Origin of the sequence: Hydrogenophaga palleronii NBRC 102513 (genome assembly GCF_001571225.1) — a bacterium.
GTDB classification, from domain to species: domain Bacteria; phylum Pseudomonadota; class Gammaproteobacteria; order Burkholderiales; family Burkholderiaceae_C; genus Hydrogenophaga; species Hydrogenophaga palleronii.
Genome location: NZ_BCTJ01000027.1, coordinates 24,618 through 43,239, shown reverse-complemented (window position 1 = coordinate 43,239; position 18,622 = coordinate 24,618). Strand labels below are relative to the sequence as shown.

Sequence of the window (18,622 nt, the reverse complement as noted above, 5' to 3'; positions counted from 1 at the left end):
TGCGGGCGCGTTCAGCGCCGTGGCGGGAACGCGGTGCGCTCGCTGAGGGTGTCGGGCGGCAGGCGGTCGATTTCGGCCAGCAGCTGGGCCAGCGAACGGCCTGCGGCGTCGAGCACCGCCTGGCCCTTGTCGGCGCTGGCCGCGGCCGCGTTGCCCACGGCGCCCTGCGGGTTGTAGTCCTGCATCTGCCAGGCCAGCTTGGCGCTCTTGCCATTGCCCAGGATGGGGAAACGCTGGGCGCGGCTCTGCGAAGCGGAGCGGAAGTGTTCGGCCTCGCGCAGGTGCACACGCTCGGGCGACAGCGCCAGCATGAGCGAGGTTTCGATCTCGCCGGCGTGGATGCCGAAGCGGTGTTCTTCGGCGCTGAACAGGCCGTTGAGGTCGTGCCCCTTGGCATCGGTCAGCGGCAGGTGGAACCAGTTGACGCTGTAGACCAGCATGCCCAGCCGCGCGCGCAGGTCGCGCGCCACCAGATCGAGCGCGCCGACCTGGCCACCGTGGGCGTTGAACAGCACCAGCTTCTTCACCCCGCTGGCGGCCACGCACTCGGCCAGTTCGGTCCAGACGCGCATCAAGGTCTCGATCTTCAGCGTCAGCGTGCCGGCAAAACCGGTGTGCTCCGGGCTGTAGCCCACGGCCTGCGTGGGCAACACCAGCACCGGCAGGTCGTTGGCGAGGTGCGGCAGGGCTGCGCGCAGCACGCCGTTGACGATGTCGGTGTCGACCGACAGCGGCAGGTGCGGCCCGTGCTGCTCGGTGGCGGCCACGGGCAGCACGGCGATGGCGCGCTGGGTGTCGAGCGCCGCAAAGTCGGCGGTGGAGAGGTCGGACCAGTAACGTGACGGCGTGGGCATGCGCGCATCTTAGGGCCTGTGCCGCCCTGGTGGAGGCACACGTAAGATGGCGCGATGACCCACGACCTTTTCCGGCAGGACGCTTACCTGCCACAGTGCGACGCCACCGTGAGCGGCATCCAGGAACAGGGCATCGTGCTCGACCGCACGGTGTTCTACCCGCTCGGCGGCGGCCAGGCTGGCGACGCCGGCACGCTCACGCTGGCCGACGGCACGGTGATCACCCTCCTCGACACGCGCAAGGGCAAGGACGCCGAAGGCAAACCCACCGCGGCCATCGTGCACGTGCCGGCACCGGGGCAGGAGGCGCTGCTCGCCACGCTCGCCGTCGGCACGCCGGTCACGGCGCGCATCGACTGGGCGCGGCGCCACCGGCTGATGCGCCTGCACACCGCCACCCACCTGCTGTGCCACCTGGTGCCGGTGCCGGTGAACGGCTGCTCGATCTCGCCCGATGGCGCGCGCATGGACCTGGTGCTGACCGACCCGCTCGACAAGGACCTGCTCACCGCTGGCCTGGCGCGGCTGGTGGCCGAGGCGCATCCCTTGACGGTGGGCGCCATCACCGACGCCGAACTCGACGCCAACCCCGCGCTGGTGAAAAGCATGAGCGTGGCGCCACCGCGCGGCAGCGGCACGGTGCGCACCATCCGCATCGGCGAGCACACGCTGATCGACCTTCAGCCCTGCGGCGGCACGCACGTGGCCAACACGGCCGAGATCGGCCGCGTGGTCATCACGAAAATCGAGAAGAAGTCGGCCACCACGCGCCGGGTGGTGCTCGGGTTTGCAGAAACATCCCCCGCCTCGCCTTCGGCGCCTTCCCCCTGAAAGGGGCGCTGCCCGGGCCCGGCGAAACCGGCGCCTTGGTGTCTCTGCAGGAGGCTGGTTTCCAACGAACCGGCGTGCGATCTATTCGTAGATCCAGCGCCGCGACCACGGCAGGTTCTGCGCCGGCTGGCCGGCCGCGCGGCAGATCACCTGGTAGATCGACACCTCGTCGTGCTCGAAGGCCCAGGCGCAACCGGCCAGGTACACGCGCCAGATGCGCCAGCGTTTTTCGTCCACCAGCGGCTTGATCTGCGCGGTGCGCGCCTCGAAAGCCTCACTCCACAGCTGCGTGGTGCGCATGTAGTGGCGCCGCAGGCTTTCGATGTCGAAGGCCTCCAGGCCGCCTTCCTGCATGGTGCGCAACACGGTGCCGATGTGCGGCAGCTCGCCTTGCGGGAACACATAACGGTCGATGAAGGCACCACCGCCGTGGCGCGTCTCGCCGTCGTGCGCGTCGGTGCTGGTGATGCCGTGGTTCATCGCCCAGCCGTCGGGTTTGAGCAGCGAACGGATGTGGCCGAAGTAGGCAGCCAGGTGGTTCAGGCCGACGTGCTCGAACATGCCGACGCTGGTGATGCGGTCGAACGGGCCGTCCTGCACGTCGCGGTAGTCCTGCAGCCGGATGTCAATGCGGTCTTCCAGCCCGGCGGCCTTCACGCGCTCGGTCGCCAGTTCGTGCTGGTTCTTCGACAGCGTCACGCCCACGCACTGCGCGCCAAACTTCTGCGCCGCGCGCAGCACCAGCGCGCCCCAGCCGCAGCCGATGTCGAGCAGGCGCTGGCCGGGTTGCAGGCGGATCTTGGCCAGGATGTGGTCGATCTTCTTGAGCTGCGCCTCGGCCAGCGTCTCGTCGCCGTTCTCGAAGTAACCGCAGGAATACACCATGCGCTCGTCGAGCCACTGGGCGTAGAAAGCATTGGAGACGTCGTAGTGGTACTGGATCGCCTCGCTGTCGCTGGCGCGCGTGTGCGAGAAGCGCCGCCGCAGCCGCCCGAGCAAGCCACTTTCGGGTTCGGCTGTCTCGGCCAGGCGGTGCGCCACGGCCAGGATGTCGGCCATCGAGCCGTCCACGTCGACCAGACCCTCCACATAGGCCTGGCCCAGGGTGTCCAGGCCGGGGTCGATCAGCAGCGACAGCGCAGAACTGTCACGCACCCGGATCTCCACCTGCGGCTGCTCGAACTCACCCAGTGACAGCGACGAAGACACCGCGTCACCCCAACTCAGGCGCACCGGCAGGTTCACCCGCGTCTTGACCTTTTGCGCCCAGGGCAACAAAGCCCGTTCCACGATCGATCCCATGCATCACCTCCAAGTGCTGGCCAACCCATGTTTCGCAGACTCCCGGTTGTACCCAAACCCCAAACCCCTGTGAAGGGGCAGTCGAAAGACCACATGCCCACCCGGTCTGCCAGAAGAAGGGCGCTGTCTTATATTTGAGCGCGCCACGCCCAGGAACTTGGGCAGCGCCGCCCTCTCATACCCTCGGGCGCCGATGGCGCCCCCTGCCACTTCCCCCGCCCGCCCGCCTGCCCATGCCGCTCAACGCCTTTTCTTCGGTCCGCCGCGCCTCGCGCCTCCTTCTGGGCGGCCTGCTGCTGGCGCTCGCCCCGCTGGCGGCGCCGGCCCAGGGGCTGCTGTCGGCCACGCCCGCGCAGACCGTGGTGCAGAGCGACCAGGCGCGTGCCGAGCTGCTGGCGCACGCGCCCCAGGGCGCCGTCGCCGGCCAGCCGGTCTGGGCCGGCCTGCAGATCACGCACGCGCCCGAGTGGCACACCTACTGGAAGAACTCGGGCGATTCCGGCCTGCCCACCGAGCTGCGCTGGACGCTGCCACCGGGCGTGACCGCCGGCGACATCGCCTGGCCGACGCCGCGCAAGTTCCCGATCGGCAACCTCGCCAACTATGGCTACGACGGCACCGTGGTGCTGCCGGTGCCGCTCACGGTGTCGCCCGACTTCAAGGGCAGCCACATCGACATCCAGCTCGACGCCGCCTGGCTGGTCTGCCGCAAGGAATGCATCCCGGAAGAAGGCCGCTTTGCGCTGCGCCTGCCGGTGCAGGGCTCGACCGGCCTGAACGGCACGGTGTTCGACGCCAGCTTCCAGGCCGCCCCCAAGGACCAGCCCGCCCAGGGCAGCCATGTGGCGCCCGAAGCCGGTTTCCTGAACGTCGCCCTGTCCGGCCTGCCCGCCACCTGGCGCGGCAAGACGCTGGAGTTTTTCCCCGAAGCGCCCGGCCTCATCGAGCCCGGCCAGGCCTGGACGCAAGCTTGGGACGGTGAGCGCTGGAACGCGCGCGTGCCGCTCTCGCCGCACCGCAGCGACAGCCCGGCCAAGCTCGCCCTGGTGGTCGCGCAGGCCGCTCCACCCGGCCAGGGCCCGGGCAGCGCCGGTGTGCGCATGGACGTGCCGGTGCAGGGCAGCTGGCCCGGTGGCGCCGCCGCACCCGCCGCCGTGCCCGAAGCCCTGCAGGCCGCACTCGACGCCAACGCCGCGCGCGCCACGGCCCCCGCCGCCGCATCTTCCGGCAGCGGCGCCTCGTCACTCACCCTGGGTGCCGCCTTGCTGGGCGCGCTGCTCGGCGGCCTCATCCTCAACCTCATGCCCTGTGTGTTCCCGGTGCTGGCGATCAAGGTACTGGCCTTCGCCCAACACGCCGACGACCGCCGCGCGCACCGCGCCAACGGCCTGGCCTACACCGCCGGCGTGGTGCTGTCCTTCCTGGCACTCGGTGCCCTGCTGCTGGGGCTGCGCGCAGCCGGCGAACAGCTGGGCTGGGGCTTCCAGTTGCAGAGCCCGGCCGTGGTGGCCGCACTGGCCGTGCTGTTCACCCTGATCGGCCTGAACCTGGCCGGCCTGTTCGAATTCGGCAGCGTCTTGCCCAGCCGCATCGCCAGCCTGCAGGCCAAACGCCCGACCACCGACGCCTTCCTCACCGGCGTGCTGGCCACCGCCATCGCATCGCCCTGCACCGCGCCCTTCATGGGCGCCTCGCTCGGCCTGGCCATCGCCCTGCCAGCCGCACAGGCGCTGGCGGTGTTCGCCGCGCTCGGCCTGGGCATGGCCCTGCCCTACCTGCTGGCCAGCTGGGTGCCGGCGGTGGCGCGCGCGCTGCCCCGCCCGGGTGCCTGGATGAACAGCTTCCGCCAGCTGATGGCCTTCCCGATGTTCGCCACCGTGGTCTGGCTGCTCTGGGTGCTGGGACAACAAAGCGGTATCGACGGCGCCGCCGCCCTGCTCATGCTGCTGGTGGTACTCGCGCTGCTGGTGTGGGCGCTGGGCCTGCGCGGGCGCAGCCGCACCGTGCTCGCCGGCCTGTCGCTGGCCGGCCTGCTGTGGCTGGGCTGGAGCATCGGCCCGAACGTGACGCGCCTGCAGGACGCCACGCCTGGCCAGGCCGTGGCCACCGCCGTTGAAGGCGTGAGCTGGATGCCCTGGAGCCCGCAGGCCCAGGCCGAACTGCTGGCGCAGGACCGCGCGGTGTTCGTCGATTTCACCGCCGCCTGGTGCGTGACCTGCCAGTACAACAAGCGCACCACCCTGGCCAATGCCACGGTGCTCAACGACATGGCCGGTCGCCAGGTTGCCCTGCTGCGCGCCGACTGGACGCGCCGCGACCCGGCCGTGACCGCCGCCCTGGCCAGCCTGGGCCGCAACGGCGTGCCGGTGTATGCCATCTACAAGAACGGCCAGCCAACCCAGGTGCTGACCGAAGTGCTGACCGTCGAGGAGGTTCGCGCGGCCTTGTCCCGGCTCTAGTGGCTGGCGCGGCGCTGCAGGTTTCACCATCTGTCTTGAGGAGTTCCACCATGCAACGCCGCCCCCTGCTCGCGCTCGCTGCGTTCTCGCCCCTGGGCACCATGCTGGTCACGCCGGCCTTTGCCGCCGCGCCCCTCATCGGCCAGGCCGCGCCCGATTTCAGCCTGACCGACACCGCCGGCAAAACCGTCAAGCTGTCCGACCACAAGGGCAAGACCGTGGTGCTGGAGTGGAACAACCCCGGCTGCCCCTTCGTGCGCAAGCACTACCAGGGCAACATGCAGGCGCTGCAGAAGGAAGCCACCGGCCAGGGTGTGGTGTGGCTGGTGATCAACTCCACACGCGACGACAGCGCCGACTACCAGTCGCCCCAGCAACTCGGCCGCTGGATGGCCGAGCAGCAGGCCAGCCCCACGGCCACGCTGATGGACGAGGACGGCCAGGTTGGCGAGGCCTACGCCGCGCGCGTCACGCCGCACATGTACATCGTCAATGCCCAGGGCGTGCTGGTGTACGCCGGTGGCATCGACAGCATTCCCTCGGCGCGGGTGGACGACATCCAGAAGGCCACCAACTACGTGCGCCAGGGCCTGGGCGAACTGCGCGTGGGCAAGCCCCTGAGCGTGGCCACCAGCCGCGCCTACGGCTGCGCCATCAAATACAAAAACAGCGTGGACTGAAAAGGCTGAAACGCGGGTTTACGGCTGCTTGCCCGCGGCACGCGCCTTGGCCAGCACCTCGGCCACCAGGCCTTCCATCACCAGTTTGGCGTCTCGAAAACCATGCAGGGCCGAGTCGGCCCATTGGCCCAGCACCAGCAAGTCGCCGGTCTGCGCGTCGTAGACGCTTGACGGTGAGGTTCTTCATGTACATCGTGACGTCCCAACGCCAGACGTCGACATAACTCACAAGCACATCCGCCTGGGCCGAGGTGCTGCTGCCTCGGGGCAGCGTGGGTTTGACCACCATGCCCTCCTTCTGCAGCGCCACCAGCAGGTGGTTGTTCATCTCTTCCGAGTTGTCGTGTTCGAGCACCTGCGCGACCGAGACGATGGATTTGCTGAAAGAAGGCTTGGTGAGCGTGACCTCCTGCGTGGTGGAACAACCGGTCACGAACAGGGCCAGGGTCAGCAGGGGCACGAACAAAAAGCGCATGGGAAATCCGCAAAGGTGGGTTGAACAAGGGGGGCCATCGAGCCGCGCCGGATCATAGGCGATATGCCTCAGGCCGCCGCCGCACCCAAGACGGGATAATCCCCGGATACCCACCACCTCAGGACACCGGACCGACATGCCCTTTGCTTCCCTGCAGAACGACACCTTTCTGCGCGCCTGCCTGCGCCAATCCACCGACCATACGCCTGTCTGGCTGATGCGTCAGGCCGGCCGTTACCTGCCCGAGTACCGCGCCACGCGCGCCCAGGCCGGCAGCTTCATGGGGCTGGCGACCAACACCGACTACGCCACCGAGGTGACGCTGCAACCGCTGGAGCGTTATGCGCTGGACGCAGCCATCCTGTTCAGCGACATCCTCACCGTGCCCGACGCCATGGGCCTGGGCCTGTCGTTTGCGCTTGGCGAAGGGCCGAAGTTTGCGAAGACCGTGCGCACCGAGGCCGACGTGGCCGCGCTGGCCGTGCCCGACATGGACAAGCTGCGTTACGTGTTCGACGCCGTGACCTCGATCCGCAAGGCGCTCAACGGCCGCGTGCCCCTGATCGGCTTCTCCGGCAGCCCCTGGACGCTGGCCTGCTACATGGTCGAAGGCGGCGGCAGCGACGACTACCGCGCCGTCAAGTCGCTGATGTACAGCCGGCCCGACCTGATGCACCGCATCCTGGCGATCAACGCCGACGCGGTGGCGGTTTACCTCAACGCCCAGATCGACGCCGGCGCACAAGCTGTGATGGTGTTCGACAGCTGGGGCGGCGTGCTGGCCGACGGCAAGTTCCAGGAATTCAGCCTGGCCTACACGAAGCGGGTGCTGGCGCAGCTCAAGCGCGAGCACGAAGGCGTGGTGATCCCGCGCATCGTCTTCACCAAGGGCGGTGGCCTCTGGCTCGACGACATGCAAGACCTGGACTGCCACGCCCTCGGCCTGGACTGGACCGTGAACCTGGCCCGCGCCCGCGCCCAGGTGGGCGAAGGCCCGAACGGCAAGGCGCTGCAGGGCAACATCGACCCCAACGTGCTGTTTGCCCCGCCCGAGCGTATCGAAGCCGAGGTGGCCGCGGTGCTGGACAGCTTCGGCCGCCCGCACCAGGGCGCCGGCACCGGCCCCACGCACATCTTCAACCTGGGCCACGGCATCAGCCAGCACACGCCGCCCGAACACGTGTCGGTGCTCGTCGACGCGGTGCATTCGCATTCGAAGCGCCTGCGCGCGCAGGCCTGAGGCGCTGTCTTTTTGGCAGCGGGCCGGCGTGATCTGGCGCATTCCGGGGGCCGCCGGTCGGCTCGCCGGGGCCTGCGCCAAGCCGTCACAACCGTGTCAAAAAGGGGCGGTGCATGCGGCACTAACACAAATAATGCCGAAATAGCGACTTGACAGGCCTTACTTATGCACAAAACTCGTGCTGCGGTGCGCCAAACACCGCCCCCGGTTAGAACCCCCGGGGTTTCCCTTTAATACCGAGCCAAGTTGTTGATTCATATAGATTTTGCTTTCTGCTTTTTTTCCGGGCAGTTTAAGAAAAGCCTTGATTCGCAAGGCTTCCGGAGCCCCGAACGCAATCTATCAACAAAGTTATCCACAGAAAGTCTGGATATGTTCCGATGCGCTGTCAAATCAACGACTTAGCGCACATTCCGCCAGTTGAACCGAGGAAGCGACGCTAAGCATGACTTTCTGGCCCAGCGTGGTCGTGGCCACTCCCGCACACAGCGGGGTGGGTGCCCTGCTCACTTACCGAAGTGAGTTGTCGCTCGCGCCCGGCACGCTGGTGCGGGTGCCGCTGGGTGCGCGCGAGGTGCTGGGCGTGGTCTGGGAATCGTTCGACAGCCCGCCCGACGGCCTGACCGAAGCCCAGACCAAGGCCGTGGCCGGCGTGCTCGAAGGCCTGCCGCCGCTCAATGTGCGCTGGCGCCAGCTGGTGAAGTTCACCGCCCAGTACTACCAGCGCAGCCTGGGCGAGGTGGCGCTGGCCGCCTTGCCGCCACAGTTGCGCGACCTGAGCAACGTGCAGCTGGCGCGCCGGCTCAAGCGCCACGCCAAAAACCCGGTCGCCGCCGCGGCCACGCCGGATGCGCCCGCCGAAGACGAAGGCCCCGCGCTGAGCGAGGAACAGGCCGCAGCCCTGCAGGCCCTGGCCGGCGCCCAGGCGCCGGTGTTGCTGTACGGTGCCACCGGCAGCGGCAAGACCGAGGTTTACCTGCGTGCGGCGCGGCGCGCGCTGGCCGAACACGCCGATGCCCAGGTGCTGGTGATGGTGCCCGAGATCAACCTCACGCCCCAACTGGAGGCGCGCTTCCGCGAACGCTTCGAACCGCTGTGCGGCGCCGGTGCGGTGGTCTGCCTGCACAGCGGCATGACACCGGCGCAGCGCCTGGCCAGCTGGCTGGCGGCGCACGCCGGCCAGGCGCGCATCGTGCTCGGCACCCGCATGGCGGTGCTGGCCAGCCTGCCCGGGCTGCGCCTGATCGTGGTCGACGAGGAACACGACCCGAGCTACAAGAGCCAGGAAGGCGCTCGCTATTCGGCGCGCGATCTGGCGGTCTACCGCGCCAAGGTGGAAAGCGAAGCGCTGCTGGCCGAGGGCGCCTCACGCTGCCAGGTGGTGCTGGGCTCGGCCACGCCCTCGCTGGAGAGCTGGCACGCGGCCGAACAGGGGCGCTACCTGCGCCTGGCCATGCCGGCGCGCATTGGCGGTGGTGCGCTGCCGCGCCTGCGCCTGGTCGACATGAACCACCAGCCCAAGGGCGCGCTGTTCGCACCGCCCTTGCTGGACGCCATGGCCGAGCGCATCGCGCGCGGCGAGCAGTGCCTGGTGCTGCTCAACCGGCGCGGATACGCCCCGGTGCTGGCCTGCCACGACTGCGGCTGGAAAAGCGCCTGCCCGCACTGCAGCGCGTTCCGCGTCTTCCACAAGATGGACCGCACGCTGCGTTGCCACCACTGCGGCTTCACCGAGCGCGTGCCACGCTCCTGCCCGGACTGCGGCAACCTCGACATCGCGCCGGTCGGCCGCGGCACCGAACAGGTGGAAGAACAACTGGCCGCGCTGCTGGCCGAGGTGAAACGCCCGGACGGCGGGCCGGCGCGCGTGGCGCGCATGGACGCCGACTCGACACGCCTCAAGGGCAGCCTGGAGATCCAGCTCGCCACCGTGCACAGCGGCGAGGTCGACGTGCTGGTCGGCACACAGATGATCGCCAAGGGCCACGACTTCCGCCGCATCACGCTGGTGGCCGGCATCAACGCCGACTCGGGCCTGTTCGCCAGCGACTACCGCGCGCCCGAACGCCTGTTTGCCTTGTTGATGCAGGTCGGCGGGCGCGCAGGGCGCGACGCGGCCTTCATGGACCAACAGGGTGCGGCGAGCGAACTCTGGGTGCAGACCTGGACCCCGCTGCACCCGCTGTTCGCCGCCTTGCGCCAGCACGACTTCCCGGCCTTTGCCGCCGACCAGTTGAGCGAACGCGAAAGCGCCGGCATGCCGCCGTTCGGCCACCAGGCGCTGCTGCGCGCCGACGCGCGCACCCAGCAGGCGGCACAGGCCTACCTGAACGCCGCCGCACAAGCGGCCGACGGCCTGCCGCACCGCGAAGACGTGACGCTGTACCCGGCCGTGCCGCTGACCATCCAGCGCGTGGCCAATGTGGAGCGCGCGCAGATGCTGGTGGAGGCGGCTTCCCGCACGGCGCTGCAGCGTTTCCTCAGCGCCTGGCAGCCGGTGCTGCTGGCCAGCCGCAGCCTGCCCGAGGCGCGTGGCCTGGTGCGCTTTGCGGTGGACGTGGACCCGCTGGTCATCTGATCCCCCCGCGCCGCCTGCGGCGTCACCCCCAAGGGGCAACACCTGCGGCCCGGCGAAGCCGGTTCCGCGGTGCTGCTGGATCCAGGCCTTTCGCGCCTACGCCGCCAGCGCTTCCGGCAGCGGCCAGAGCTGTTCCAGCGTGTGCACCACGTCGCGCAGGCGGAACGGCTGCAGCAGCACGCGGCGCACTTCGAGTTCTTTCAGGCGCACCACCAGCTCGGCGTCGGCGGTCGGGGCCATCACCACCACCGGGATGTCGGCGCTGCAGCGCAGATTACCGGCGCGCAGCCGGGTGATCAGCGCCAGCGCCGCTTCGCCTTCGGCGACCGAGATCACCAGGCCGTCTTCGGCCGCGCTTTGCAGCCACTTTTCTCCCTGCGCGGTGCTGGTCGCCTGTTGCAGGCGCACCAGCTGCAGTTCGCGGCAGACCGAGGCCACGGTGCTGCGCACCAGGCCATCGGGCTCGATGAGCAGCACGCCCGGGCGTGACGCGGCGCTCACGACACCGCCTCCTCGCGGCGGAACAGCTCTTCCACCACCAGGTCGCGCAGGCCACCCAGGATGACCTCGTCGAGCTTGTCGAAGGTGCGCGGGCGGCGGTCCATGATGCACAGCGTGCCGACCACCTGGCCATAAGGCAGGCGCAGCAGGGCGCCGGCATAGAAGCGGATGTAGGGCTTGCCGATCACCATCGGGTTGTCGGCAAACCGTGGGTCTTTCAGTGCATCGGGCACCACCAGGGTCTTGGCCATGGCAACGGCGTGGCCGCAGAACGAGATGTCGCGCGGCGTCTCGTGCATGCCCTCGACACCGAACGAGGACTTGAACCACTGGCGGTCCTGGTCGACCAGGGAGACCAGCGCAATCGGCACGTCGAACTCCTTGGCCGCAAAGCTGGAGATGCGGTCGAAACGCTCCTCGGGCGGGGTGTCGAGGATCAGCAGGTCTCGCAGGGCCCGCAGGCGTTTGGCTTCGTTGTGGGGCAAGGGGGCCGTGATCATGGGTGCTCCGTCTGGCGGACAAAAAGGACTTGTCAGGTCATCGGCAGCCCACGGCAAAACGTGAGGCCCGGCCAAATATAAGCAAACTACGATATAAGGGTAGATCACCAACGGAGACAAGCTGTGCCACGTTTTTCCTTGCCCCGGCGCCTGAGGGCGCCCCTGCTCGCCCTGGCGGCCCTGGCCATCCAGGCCCCGGTTCTGGCCCAGGCCCCTGCCGATGCCGGCCCCGCCATGGCGGTGGCCGCGGTCGGGCCGCACAGCCACTATGTCGAAGGCCTGACCCAGCTGGGCTCGCCGAAGAACCAGAACTTCATCAGCAACGCCGGTTTCGTGATCACGCCCGAAGGCGTGGTGGTGGTCGATGCGCTGGGTTCGCCGCGCCTGGCCGAGCGCCTGGTGCAGGCGATCCGCCGGCTGACGGACAAGCCGATCACGCACGTCATCGTCACCCACTACCACGCCGACCACATCTACGGCCTGCAGCACTTCCAGCAGCTGGGCGCGAAGATCGTGGCGCACTCGGCATCGCGCGAGTACATCCAGTCGGACACCGCGCGGCTGCGCCTGGAAGCCTCGCGCACCGACCTCGCGCCCTGGATCGACGGCAACACGCGCATCGTGCCGGCCGACGTCTGGATCGACGGCCCGACGGCACTCAAGGTCGGCGGCGTGGTGTTCGAGCTCACGCCAGTCGGGCCTTCGCACACCCCCGAAGACCTCACGGTGTACGTGCCGTCGGAGAAGCTGCTGTTCGCGGGCGACCTGTTCTTCAACGGCCGCCTGCCCTTCGTGGGGCAGGCCAACAGCAAGCAGTGGATCCTGTCGCTGGAACGCCTGCTGGCCTTCGACGCCAAGGCCGTGGTGCCCGGGCATGGCGCGGTGTCCACGGAGCCGAAGAAGGACATCGGCACCACGCGCGACTACCTCAAGCACCTGCGGCAGACCATGGGCGAGGCGGTGGAGAACTTCGTGCCCTTCGACGAAGCCTACGAGCAGGCCGACTGGTCGGCCTTCGAGGCCATGCCGATGTTCGGCCCGGCCAACCGCATGAATGCGTACAACACCTACCTGCTGCTGGAGCAGGAGACCTTGCAGAAGAAGTGACGTGAACAGCGAGAAATGAAAAAGCCCCGGGGTGGTGAACCCCGGGGCTTTTGTTGCCGCCTGCGGTGGCGGCGTTCGGTCAGGCGAGGTCGTAGCGGTCGAGGTTCATCACCTTGACCCAGGCGGCCACGAAGTCCTTGACGAACTTCTGCTGGCCGTCGGCGCTGGCATACACCTCGGCGTAGGCGCGCAGCACCGAGTTGGAGCCGAAGATCAGGTCGTTGCGCGTGCCGCTGTACTTCAGCACACCGCTCTTGCGGTCGCGGCCTTCGAACAGCTCGGACTCGGCGTCCGCCGCTTTCCAGACCGTGTTCATGTCGAGCAGGTTGACGAAGAAGTCGTTGCTGAGCGCGCCGACGCGGTCGGTGAACACACCTTGCGTGCCGCCATCGGCGTTGGCGCCGAGCACCCGCAGGCCACCCACCAGCACCGTCAGTTCCGGCGCGGTCAGGGTCAGCAGCTGGGCGCGGTCGATCAGCAGCGCTTCGGTGGTGGCGCCGATCGGGCCCTTGCGGTAGTTGCGGAATCCATCGGCCTTCGGCTCCAGGAAGTTGAAGGACTCGATGTCGGTCTGCGCCTGCGTGGCGTCCACACGGCCGGGAGCGAACGGCACGTCCACCGCCACGCCGGCGGCCGCGGCGGCCTGCTCGACACCGACCACACCGGCCAGCACGATCACGTCGGCCAGCGAGGCCTTGCCGGAGGCCTGCTGGATCTCCACCAGCCTGGGCAGTGCCTGCACCGCGCCCCGGTTCACCGCCCAGTCTTTCTGCGGCGCCAGCGCCAGGCGCGCGCCGTTGGCGCCGCCGCGTTTGTCACCACCGCGGAAGGTGGAGGCCGAGGCCCAGGCCACCGACACCAGCTCGCTCACCGACAGGCCCGAGGCGGCGATCTTCGCCTTCAGGTCGGCGATGTCGGCCGCCGACGGGTTGTGCGTGGCGGCGGGCAGCGGGTCTTGCCAGATCAGGTCTTCCTTCGGCACTTCCGGGCCGAGGTAACGCGCCTTCGGTCCCATGTCGCGGTGGGTCAGCTTGAACCAGGCGCGGGCAAAGGCCTCGGCAAAACTCTGCGGGTCTTCGTGGAAGCGTTTGGAGATCTTGCCGAACTCGGGGTCGAAGCGCAGCGTGAGGTCGGTGGTGAGCATGGTCGGCTTGTTCATCTTGCCCGGCACGTGCGCGTCGGGAATGATGTCCGGGCCGTCCTTGGCCTGCCACTGCTTGGCGCCGGCCGGCGAGTGCACCAGCTCCCACTCGAACTTGAACAGGTTCTCGAAGAAGTTGTTGCTCCACAGCGCGGGGGTTTTGGTCCAGGTCACTTCCAGGCCGCTGGAGACCGTGTCCTTGCCGTGGCCGCTGCCGAAGTTGCTGTTCCAGCCCAGGCCCTGCGCCTCGATGCCGGCGCCTTCGGGCTCGGGGCCCTTGTGCGATTCGGGCGCGGCGCCGTGGGTCTTGCCGAAGGTGTGGCCACCGGCGATCAGCGCCACGATTTCCTCGTCGTCCATCGCCATGCGGTAGAAGGTGGCACGGATATCGTGCGCCGCGGCCATGTAGTCGCCACTGGCGTTCGGGCCTTCCGGGTTCACATAGATCAGGCCCATGTGGGTGGCGCCCAGGTTGTCGTCCAGCTCGCGCTCGCCATGGAAACGTTTGTCCGTGCCGAGCCAGGTGGATTCACCGCCCCAGTTCACGTCCATGTCGGGTTCCCACACGTCTTCGCGGCCGCCGGCAAAACCGAAGGTGCGAAAGCCCATCGACTCCAGGGCCACGTTGCCGGTGAGGATGAACAGGTCGGCCCAGGAGATCTTCTGGCCGTACTTCTGCTTGATCGGCCACAGCAGGCGGCGCGACTTGTCGATGTTGACGTTGTCGGGCCAGGAGTTGAGCGGCGCAAAACGCTGCTGCCCGCGGCCACCGCCGCCGCGCCCGTCCTGCGTGCGGTAGGTGCCGGCCGAGTGCCAGGCCATGCGGATGAACTGCGGGCCGTAGTGGCCGAAGTCGGCCGGCCACCAGTCCTGGCTGTCGGTCATGAGCTTGACCAGATCGGCCTTGAGCGCCTTGTAGTCCAGGGTCTTGAAGGCTTCGGCGTAATTGAACTGTTCACCCAGCGGATCGGATTTGTTGGCGTGCTGGTTCAGCAAGTCCACCCGCAGCTGATTCGGCCACCAGTCCTTGTTCGTGGTGCCACCACCGGCGGCATGGTGGAAGGGACATTTGGCTTCTGACATGGAAACTCCTTTTTCGAGGGCTGTGCGTGGGCTAAGACAGTGCATCCACGGCCGGGCAACCCGGCGCTGGAGGCACCTGTGCACTGTAGGCAGGCATCAAAGGGGTGTCAAAGCAATTGGCCGGATGGGCAATATAGGCAATCCCTATTGATCCACCGCGGGCGGGCCGCGGCTGCCCTGATCGGAGCAGAGCCTCAGGTCAGCAGCGTGACAGCGGCCGAAAAACTCAGGAAGGCTGCCGCCGTGGTCACCAGGATGATGCGGGCGATGCGCCCGTTGTCGGCGCCGAAACGTTCGGCCAGCAGCGAGACGTTGCTCGCGCTCGGCAGCGCCGCCACCAGCACCATCACCGTGAGCGTGCTCCAGGGCAGCGGCGCGCCGGCCTGCATCGCCAGCCAGCCGACCGCCAGCACCAGCAGCGGGTGCACGAACAGCTTCACCAGCGCCACCGGCAGGTAGTCGGCCAGCGGCATCGGGTGGTTGGCCGTCATCTGCGCGCGCGCCAGCACCGCGCCGATGGTGAACAGCGCCACCGGCGAGGCCGAGTCGGCCAGCAGCCACACGGTGGTCTGCACCGGTGCCGGCAGCTGGAAGGCGGTGGCCGAGGCCAGGCCGCCGAGCAGGATGGCCCAGGGCATGGGGTTGGCGGCCACGCCCTTGAGCGCGTTGCGCGCCGCGTCCAGCACCGCCGAACGGCCGTTGCCCTGGGTCTGGTCCAGCCGCGAGAGCGCGATGCACAACGAGCTGGTGACCACCATGTCGACCACCATGGTGAGGATCACGGTGCCGGCGGTCGAAGCCCCCAGCAGGGCCACGATCAGCGGCACGCCCATGAAGCCGGAGTTGGGGAAGGCCGCCACCAGCGCACCCATGGCGGCATCGCCCCAGCGCAGGCGCGCGTTCAGCGTGAACGCGATGGTGCCGGCGACCACGATCAGCCCGCACAGCAGGTACAGGCCGGCCACCCAGCCGTCGAGCAGTTGCGCAATCGGCGTCGTCGAGCCGAAGCGGAACAGCATGCAGGGCAGCGCAAAGAACAGCACGAAACCGTTGAGTCCGGGTATCGCCTCCAGCGGCAACAAGCGCCGGCGCGCCGCCACATAGCCGGCCAGCACGAGCGCAAAGAACGGGAAGGTGACGAGCAGGATGTGCAGCACGGGGGCGATTGTCTCAGGCGGGCGTGGGCGGGCCACGACACCCTGCCCGGTATGATCCAGCGCTCCTGTCTCCCGCCTTTCCCGACGCCTTCCGCCCCTCATGTCCCACGGCCTGAACCAAGCCCAACTCGAAGCCGTGAACCACCTGGGTGGCCCCTGCCTGGTGCTGGCCGGTGCGGGCTCGGGCAAGACGCGCGTGATCACGCACAAGATCGGCCGGCTGATCCAGGCGGGCCTGGCGGCCGACCGCATTGCCGCCATCACCTTCACCAACAAGGCCGCCGCCGAAATGCGCGAGCGTGCCGCCCATCTGGTGGGGCGCGAGGCCAAGAAGGTGCTGATCTGCACCTTCCACGCGCTCGGCGTGCGCCTGCTGCGCGAAGACGGCTCGGTGCTGGGGCTGAAGAAGCAGTTCTCCATCCTCGACACCGACGACATCACCAGCCTGCTGAAAGACTGCGGCGGCACCAACGACACCAACACCGCGCGCGGCTGGCAGTGGGACATCAGCGCCCTGAAGAGCGCGGGCCTCAATTCGGCACAGGCGCTGGCGCAGGCCAAGGACGAAGACGAACGCGTGACGGCGACCATCATGGCCCGCTACGAAGAACGCCTCACCGCCTACCAGAGCGTGGACTTCGACGACCTCATCAGCCTGCCGCTGAAGCTGCTCAACGAGCACGAGGACGTGCGCCTGCGCTGGCAGCAGAAGATGGGCCATGTGCTGGTGGACGAATACCAGGACACCAACGCCACGCAGTACGAGCTGCTCAAGCTGCTGGTGGGCGAGCGCGCGCGCTTCACCGCCGTGGGCGACGACGACCAGTCCATCTACGGCTGGCGCGGCGCCACGCTGGACAACCTGAAGAAGCTGCCGCACGACTACCCCGAGCTCAAGATCATCAAGCTGGAGCAGAACTACCGCTCCACCAGCGCCATCCTGCGCGCGGCCAACAACGTGATCGGCCCCAACCCCAAGCTGTTCCCCAAGACGCTGTGGAGCGACCTGGGCGAAGGCGAACCGGTGCGGGTGGTTGATGCCGACAACGAGGACCACGAGGCCGAGCGCGCGGTGGCGCGCATCCAGAGCCTGCGCGCGAACTCGCCGCACAAGGAGTGGCGCGACTTCGCCATCCTCTATCGCGCCAACCACATGGCGCGTCCGTTCGAGCAGGCATTGCGCCGCGCGCAGGTGCCCTACAAGGTTTCGGGTGGCCAGAGTTTCTTCGACAAGGCCGAGATCCGCGACCTCTGCGCCTGGATGCGGCTGCTGGTGAACAACGACGACGACCCGGCGTTCCTGCGCTCGGCCACCACGCCCAAGCGCGGCATCGGCCACACCACGCTGCAGGCCCTGGGCGCCTTCGCCACGCAGTACAAGCTGAGCCTGTTCGAAGCCCTGTTCGCCAACTCGCTGGGCAGCGCCCTGCCGGCGCGTGCCGTCGCCACGCTGCACGAGTTCGGCCGCGCGGTGAACGACCTGGAGTACCGCGCGAAGAGCACGGCGGGCCACGAGGCGGCACGCGCCTTCCTCAACGAGTGGCTGAAAGACATCGACTACGAGAAGCACCTCTACGACAGCGAGGACAACGAGAAAGTGGCGGCCGCGCGCTGGACCAACGTGATGGATTTCTGCGACTGGGTCGCAGGCCGCTGCGGCGGCAAGATCGAGGACGAGGCCGGCGTGCAGGTGGAGAGCGAGCGCAAGACCTTGCTGGAAGTGGTGCAGACCATCGCCCTGATTTCCACCCTGAGCGAGCGCGAGCAGGACCAGAACGTGGTCACGCTCTCGACCCTGCACGCCTCCAAAGGCCTGGAGTGGCCACACGTGATGCTGGTCGGCGTGAACGAAGGCCTGCTGCCGTTCAAGATGGACGAGGAGCCGGGCCAGAGCGACGCGCAGGCGGCCGACATGGCGCAGCGCCTGCAGGAAGAGCGCCGCCTGATGTACGTCGGCATCACACGCGCGCAGCGCACGCTGGCGGTGAGCTGGCTCAAGCGGCGCAAGAAGGGCCGCGAAAGCATTCCCGGCCAGGCCAGCCGCTTCATCAAGGAGATGGGGCTGGACCAGGCCACCGTGAAAGAAGACCCGCGCGAAAAACTGCGCGCCCTGCGCGCCGAGTTCGCCCAGCGCGCCACCGAACAGGCGGCCCAGAAGGCCACCGAGCCACGCCCATGAACCGTCTTGCCCCGCCCCGCCCTCTGCTGGCCGCCGCCCTGCTGGCCTGCTGCATCCACCTGCCCGCTGCCGCGCAGGCGCAGGCACCGGCCAACCCCGCACCCGCCGCGGCCGGCACCAGTTGCAAGAACCCGGGCGAGATGGTGCCCAGCCAGCTCTACGGCCTGTGGCAGTTGGTGTTGTGGACGCAGGACGGCCAGTCCAGCGAAGCCGCGCCCAGCTCCCGCGGTGCCGTGCTGTTCCAGCCCCACCCCGAGTACCCGGGCAGCGTGCGTGGCACGCTCAAACGCAGCGGCGACGGCAACGACCTGGAGGCCCAGGTCTCGGGCGATGTGACGCAGGGTGGCGAGTTCAACCTCGACGAGTCGGCCGACGGCGTGGCCATGGACGCGGTGTGGGAAGGCAGCGTGCCACCCACGGCCTGTGGCCAGGAACTGCGTGGCATCCGGCGTTCGGCCCAGGGCACGGCGCGGCCCGAACCGGTGATGAACTTCGTGTTGAAGAAGGCGTCGGGCTGGCGCTGAAGCGCCGCAGC

At 68.5% G+C, this 18,622-nt stretch carries 15 protein-coding genes; 8 read left to right on the top strand and 7 right to left on the bottom strand.

The features are described 5' to 3' along the window. Nucleotides 1–11: 11 nt before the first annotated feature. The gene (locus HPA01S_RS16950) at nt 12–854 is read right to left on the bottom strand and encodes a creatininase family protein (protein ID WP_066271948.1); all 843 of its coding nucleotides are present in this window, start codon (nt 852–854) and stop codon (nt 12–14) included. A 54-nt stretch (nt 855–908) separates the two neighbouring features. Here HPA01S_RS16950 and HPA01S_RS16945 point away from each other — a divergent pair, with 54 nt between their 5' ends. Continuing rightward, nucleotides 909–1,685, top strand: a complete 777-nt coding sequence (locus HPA01S_RS16945) for an alanyl-tRNA editing protein (protein ID WP_066271947.1) — start codon at nt 909–911, stop codon at nt 1,683–1,685. Between the two features lie 81 nt (nt 1,686–1,766). Here the strand turns inward: HPA01S_RS16945 and HPA01S_RS16940 are convergent, their stop codons facing one another. Continuing rightward, nucleotides 1,767–2,987 carry a class I SAM-dependent methyltransferase gene (locus tag HPA01S_RS16940; protein ID WP_066271946.1) on the bottom strand — a complete coding sequence of 407 codons (1,221 nt, stop codon included), beginning with the start codon at nt 2,985–2,987 and terminating at the stop codon, nt 1,767–1,769. Between the two features lie 233 nt (nt 2,988–3,220). On the opposite strand from HPA01S_RS16940, the gene HPA01S_RS16935 reads away from it, so the two are divergent. Further along, nucleotides 3,221–5,446: a protein-disulfide reductase DsbD family protein gene (locus HPA01S_RS16935; protein ID WP_084360765.1), complete on the top strand. Its 2,226-nt coding sequence runs from the start codon at nt 3,221–3,223 to the stop codon at nt 5,444–5,446. Nucleotides 5,447–5,496: 50 nt separating this feature from the next. Then, the gene (locus tag HPA01S_RS16930) at nt 5,497–6,126 is read left to right on the top strand and encodes a redoxin domain-containing protein (protein ID WP_066271945.1); all 630 of its coding nucleotides are present in this window, start codon (nt 5,497–5,499) and stop codon (nt 6,124–6,126) included. Here HPA01S_RS16930 and HPA01S_RS23210 read toward each other — a convergent pair. After that, nucleotides 6,101–6,601 carry a hypothetical protein gene (locus HPA01S_RS23210; protein ID WP_157085075.1) on the bottom strand — a complete coding sequence of 167 codons (501 nt, stop codon included), beginning with the start codon at nt 6,599–6,601 and terminating at the stop codon, nt 6,101–6,103. The genes HPA01S_RS16930 and HPA01S_RS23210 overlap by 26 nt on opposite strands. A gap of 136 nt (nt 6,602–6,737) precedes the next feature. On the opposite strand from HPA01S_RS23210, the gene hemE reads away from it, so the two are divergent. Together hemE and priA are read left to right on the top strand one after the other, a co-directional pair. Next, entirely contained in the window at nt 6,738–7,841 is a 1,104-nt protein-coding gene (gene hemE, locus HPA01S_RS16925; RefSeq protein ID WP_066271944.1) for a uroporphyrinogen decarboxylase, read from the top strand. A gap of 445 nt (nt 7,842–8,286) precedes the next feature. Beyond that, nucleotides 8,287–10,419, top strand: a complete 2,133-nt coding sequence (gene priA / locus HPA01S_RS16920; protein WP_066271943.1) for a replication restart helicase PriA — start codon at nt 8,287–8,289, stop codon at nt 10,417–10,419. Between the two features lie 96 nt (nt 10,420–10,515). Here the strand turns inward: priA and HPA01S_RS16915 are convergent, their stop codons facing one another. Both HPA01S_RS16915 and HPA01S_RS16910 read right to left on the bottom strand, forming a co-directional pair. Next, entirely contained in the window at nt 10,516–10,920 is a 405-nt protein-coding gene (locus tag HPA01S_RS16915) for a response regulator (RefSeq protein WP_066271942.1), read from the bottom strand. Next, a complete protein-coding gene (locus HPA01S_RS16910; RefSeq protein ID WP_066271941.1) occupies nt 10,917–11,420 on the bottom strand; it encodes a GAF domain-containing protein in 504 nt (167 codons plus the stop codon). Before HPA01S_RS16910 ends, HPA01S_RS16915 begins: the two co-directional genes overlap by 4 nt. A gap of 123 nt (nt 11,421–11,543) precedes the next feature. Here HPA01S_RS16910 and HPA01S_RS16905 point away from each other — a divergent pair, with 123 nt between their 5' ends. Further along, nucleotides 11,544–12,527 (top strand): MBL fold metallo-hydrolase, encoded by a 984-nt coding sequence (locus HPA01S_RS16905; protein ID WP_066271940.1) that lies wholly within the window; start codon nt 11,544–11,546, stop codon nt 12,525–12,527. 79 nt (nt 12,528–12,606) lie between these two features. Here the strand turns inward: HPA01S_RS16905 and katG are convergent, their stop codons facing one another. Continuing rightward, nucleotides 12,607–14,751, bottom strand: a complete 2,145-nt coding sequence (katG, locus tag HPA01S_RS16900) for a catalase/peroxidase HPI (RefSeq protein ID WP_066271939.1) — start codon at nt 14,749–14,751, stop codon at nt 12,607–12,609. Between the two features lie 194 nt (nt 14,752–14,945). Continuing rightward, the gene (locus HPA01S_RS16895) at nt 14,946–15,908 is read right to left on the bottom strand and encodes an AEC family transporter (RefSeq protein WP_066271938.1); all 963 of its coding nucleotides are present in this window, start codon (nt 15,906–15,908) and stop codon (nt 14,946–14,948) included. A gap of 100 nt (nt 15,909–16,008) precedes the next feature. Between HPA01S_RS16895 and HPA01S_RS16890 the strand changes: the two genes are divergently transcribed. Further along, the gene (locus HPA01S_RS16890) at nt 16,009–18,087 is read left to right on the top strand and encodes an ATP-dependent helicase (protein ID WP_066271937.1); all 2,079 of its coding nucleotides are present in this window, start codon (nt 16,009–16,011) and stop codon (nt 18,085–18,087) included. Beyond that, the gene (locus HPA01S_RS23205) at nt 18,084–18,611 is read left to right on the top strand and encodes a hypothetical protein (protein WP_066271936.1); all 528 of its coding nucleotides are present in this window, start codon (nt 18,084–18,086) and stop codon (nt 18,609–18,611) included. Before HPA01S_RS16890 ends, HPA01S_RS23205 begins: the two co-directional genes overlap by 4 nt. Nucleotides 18,612–18,622 lie beyond the last annotated feature (11 nt).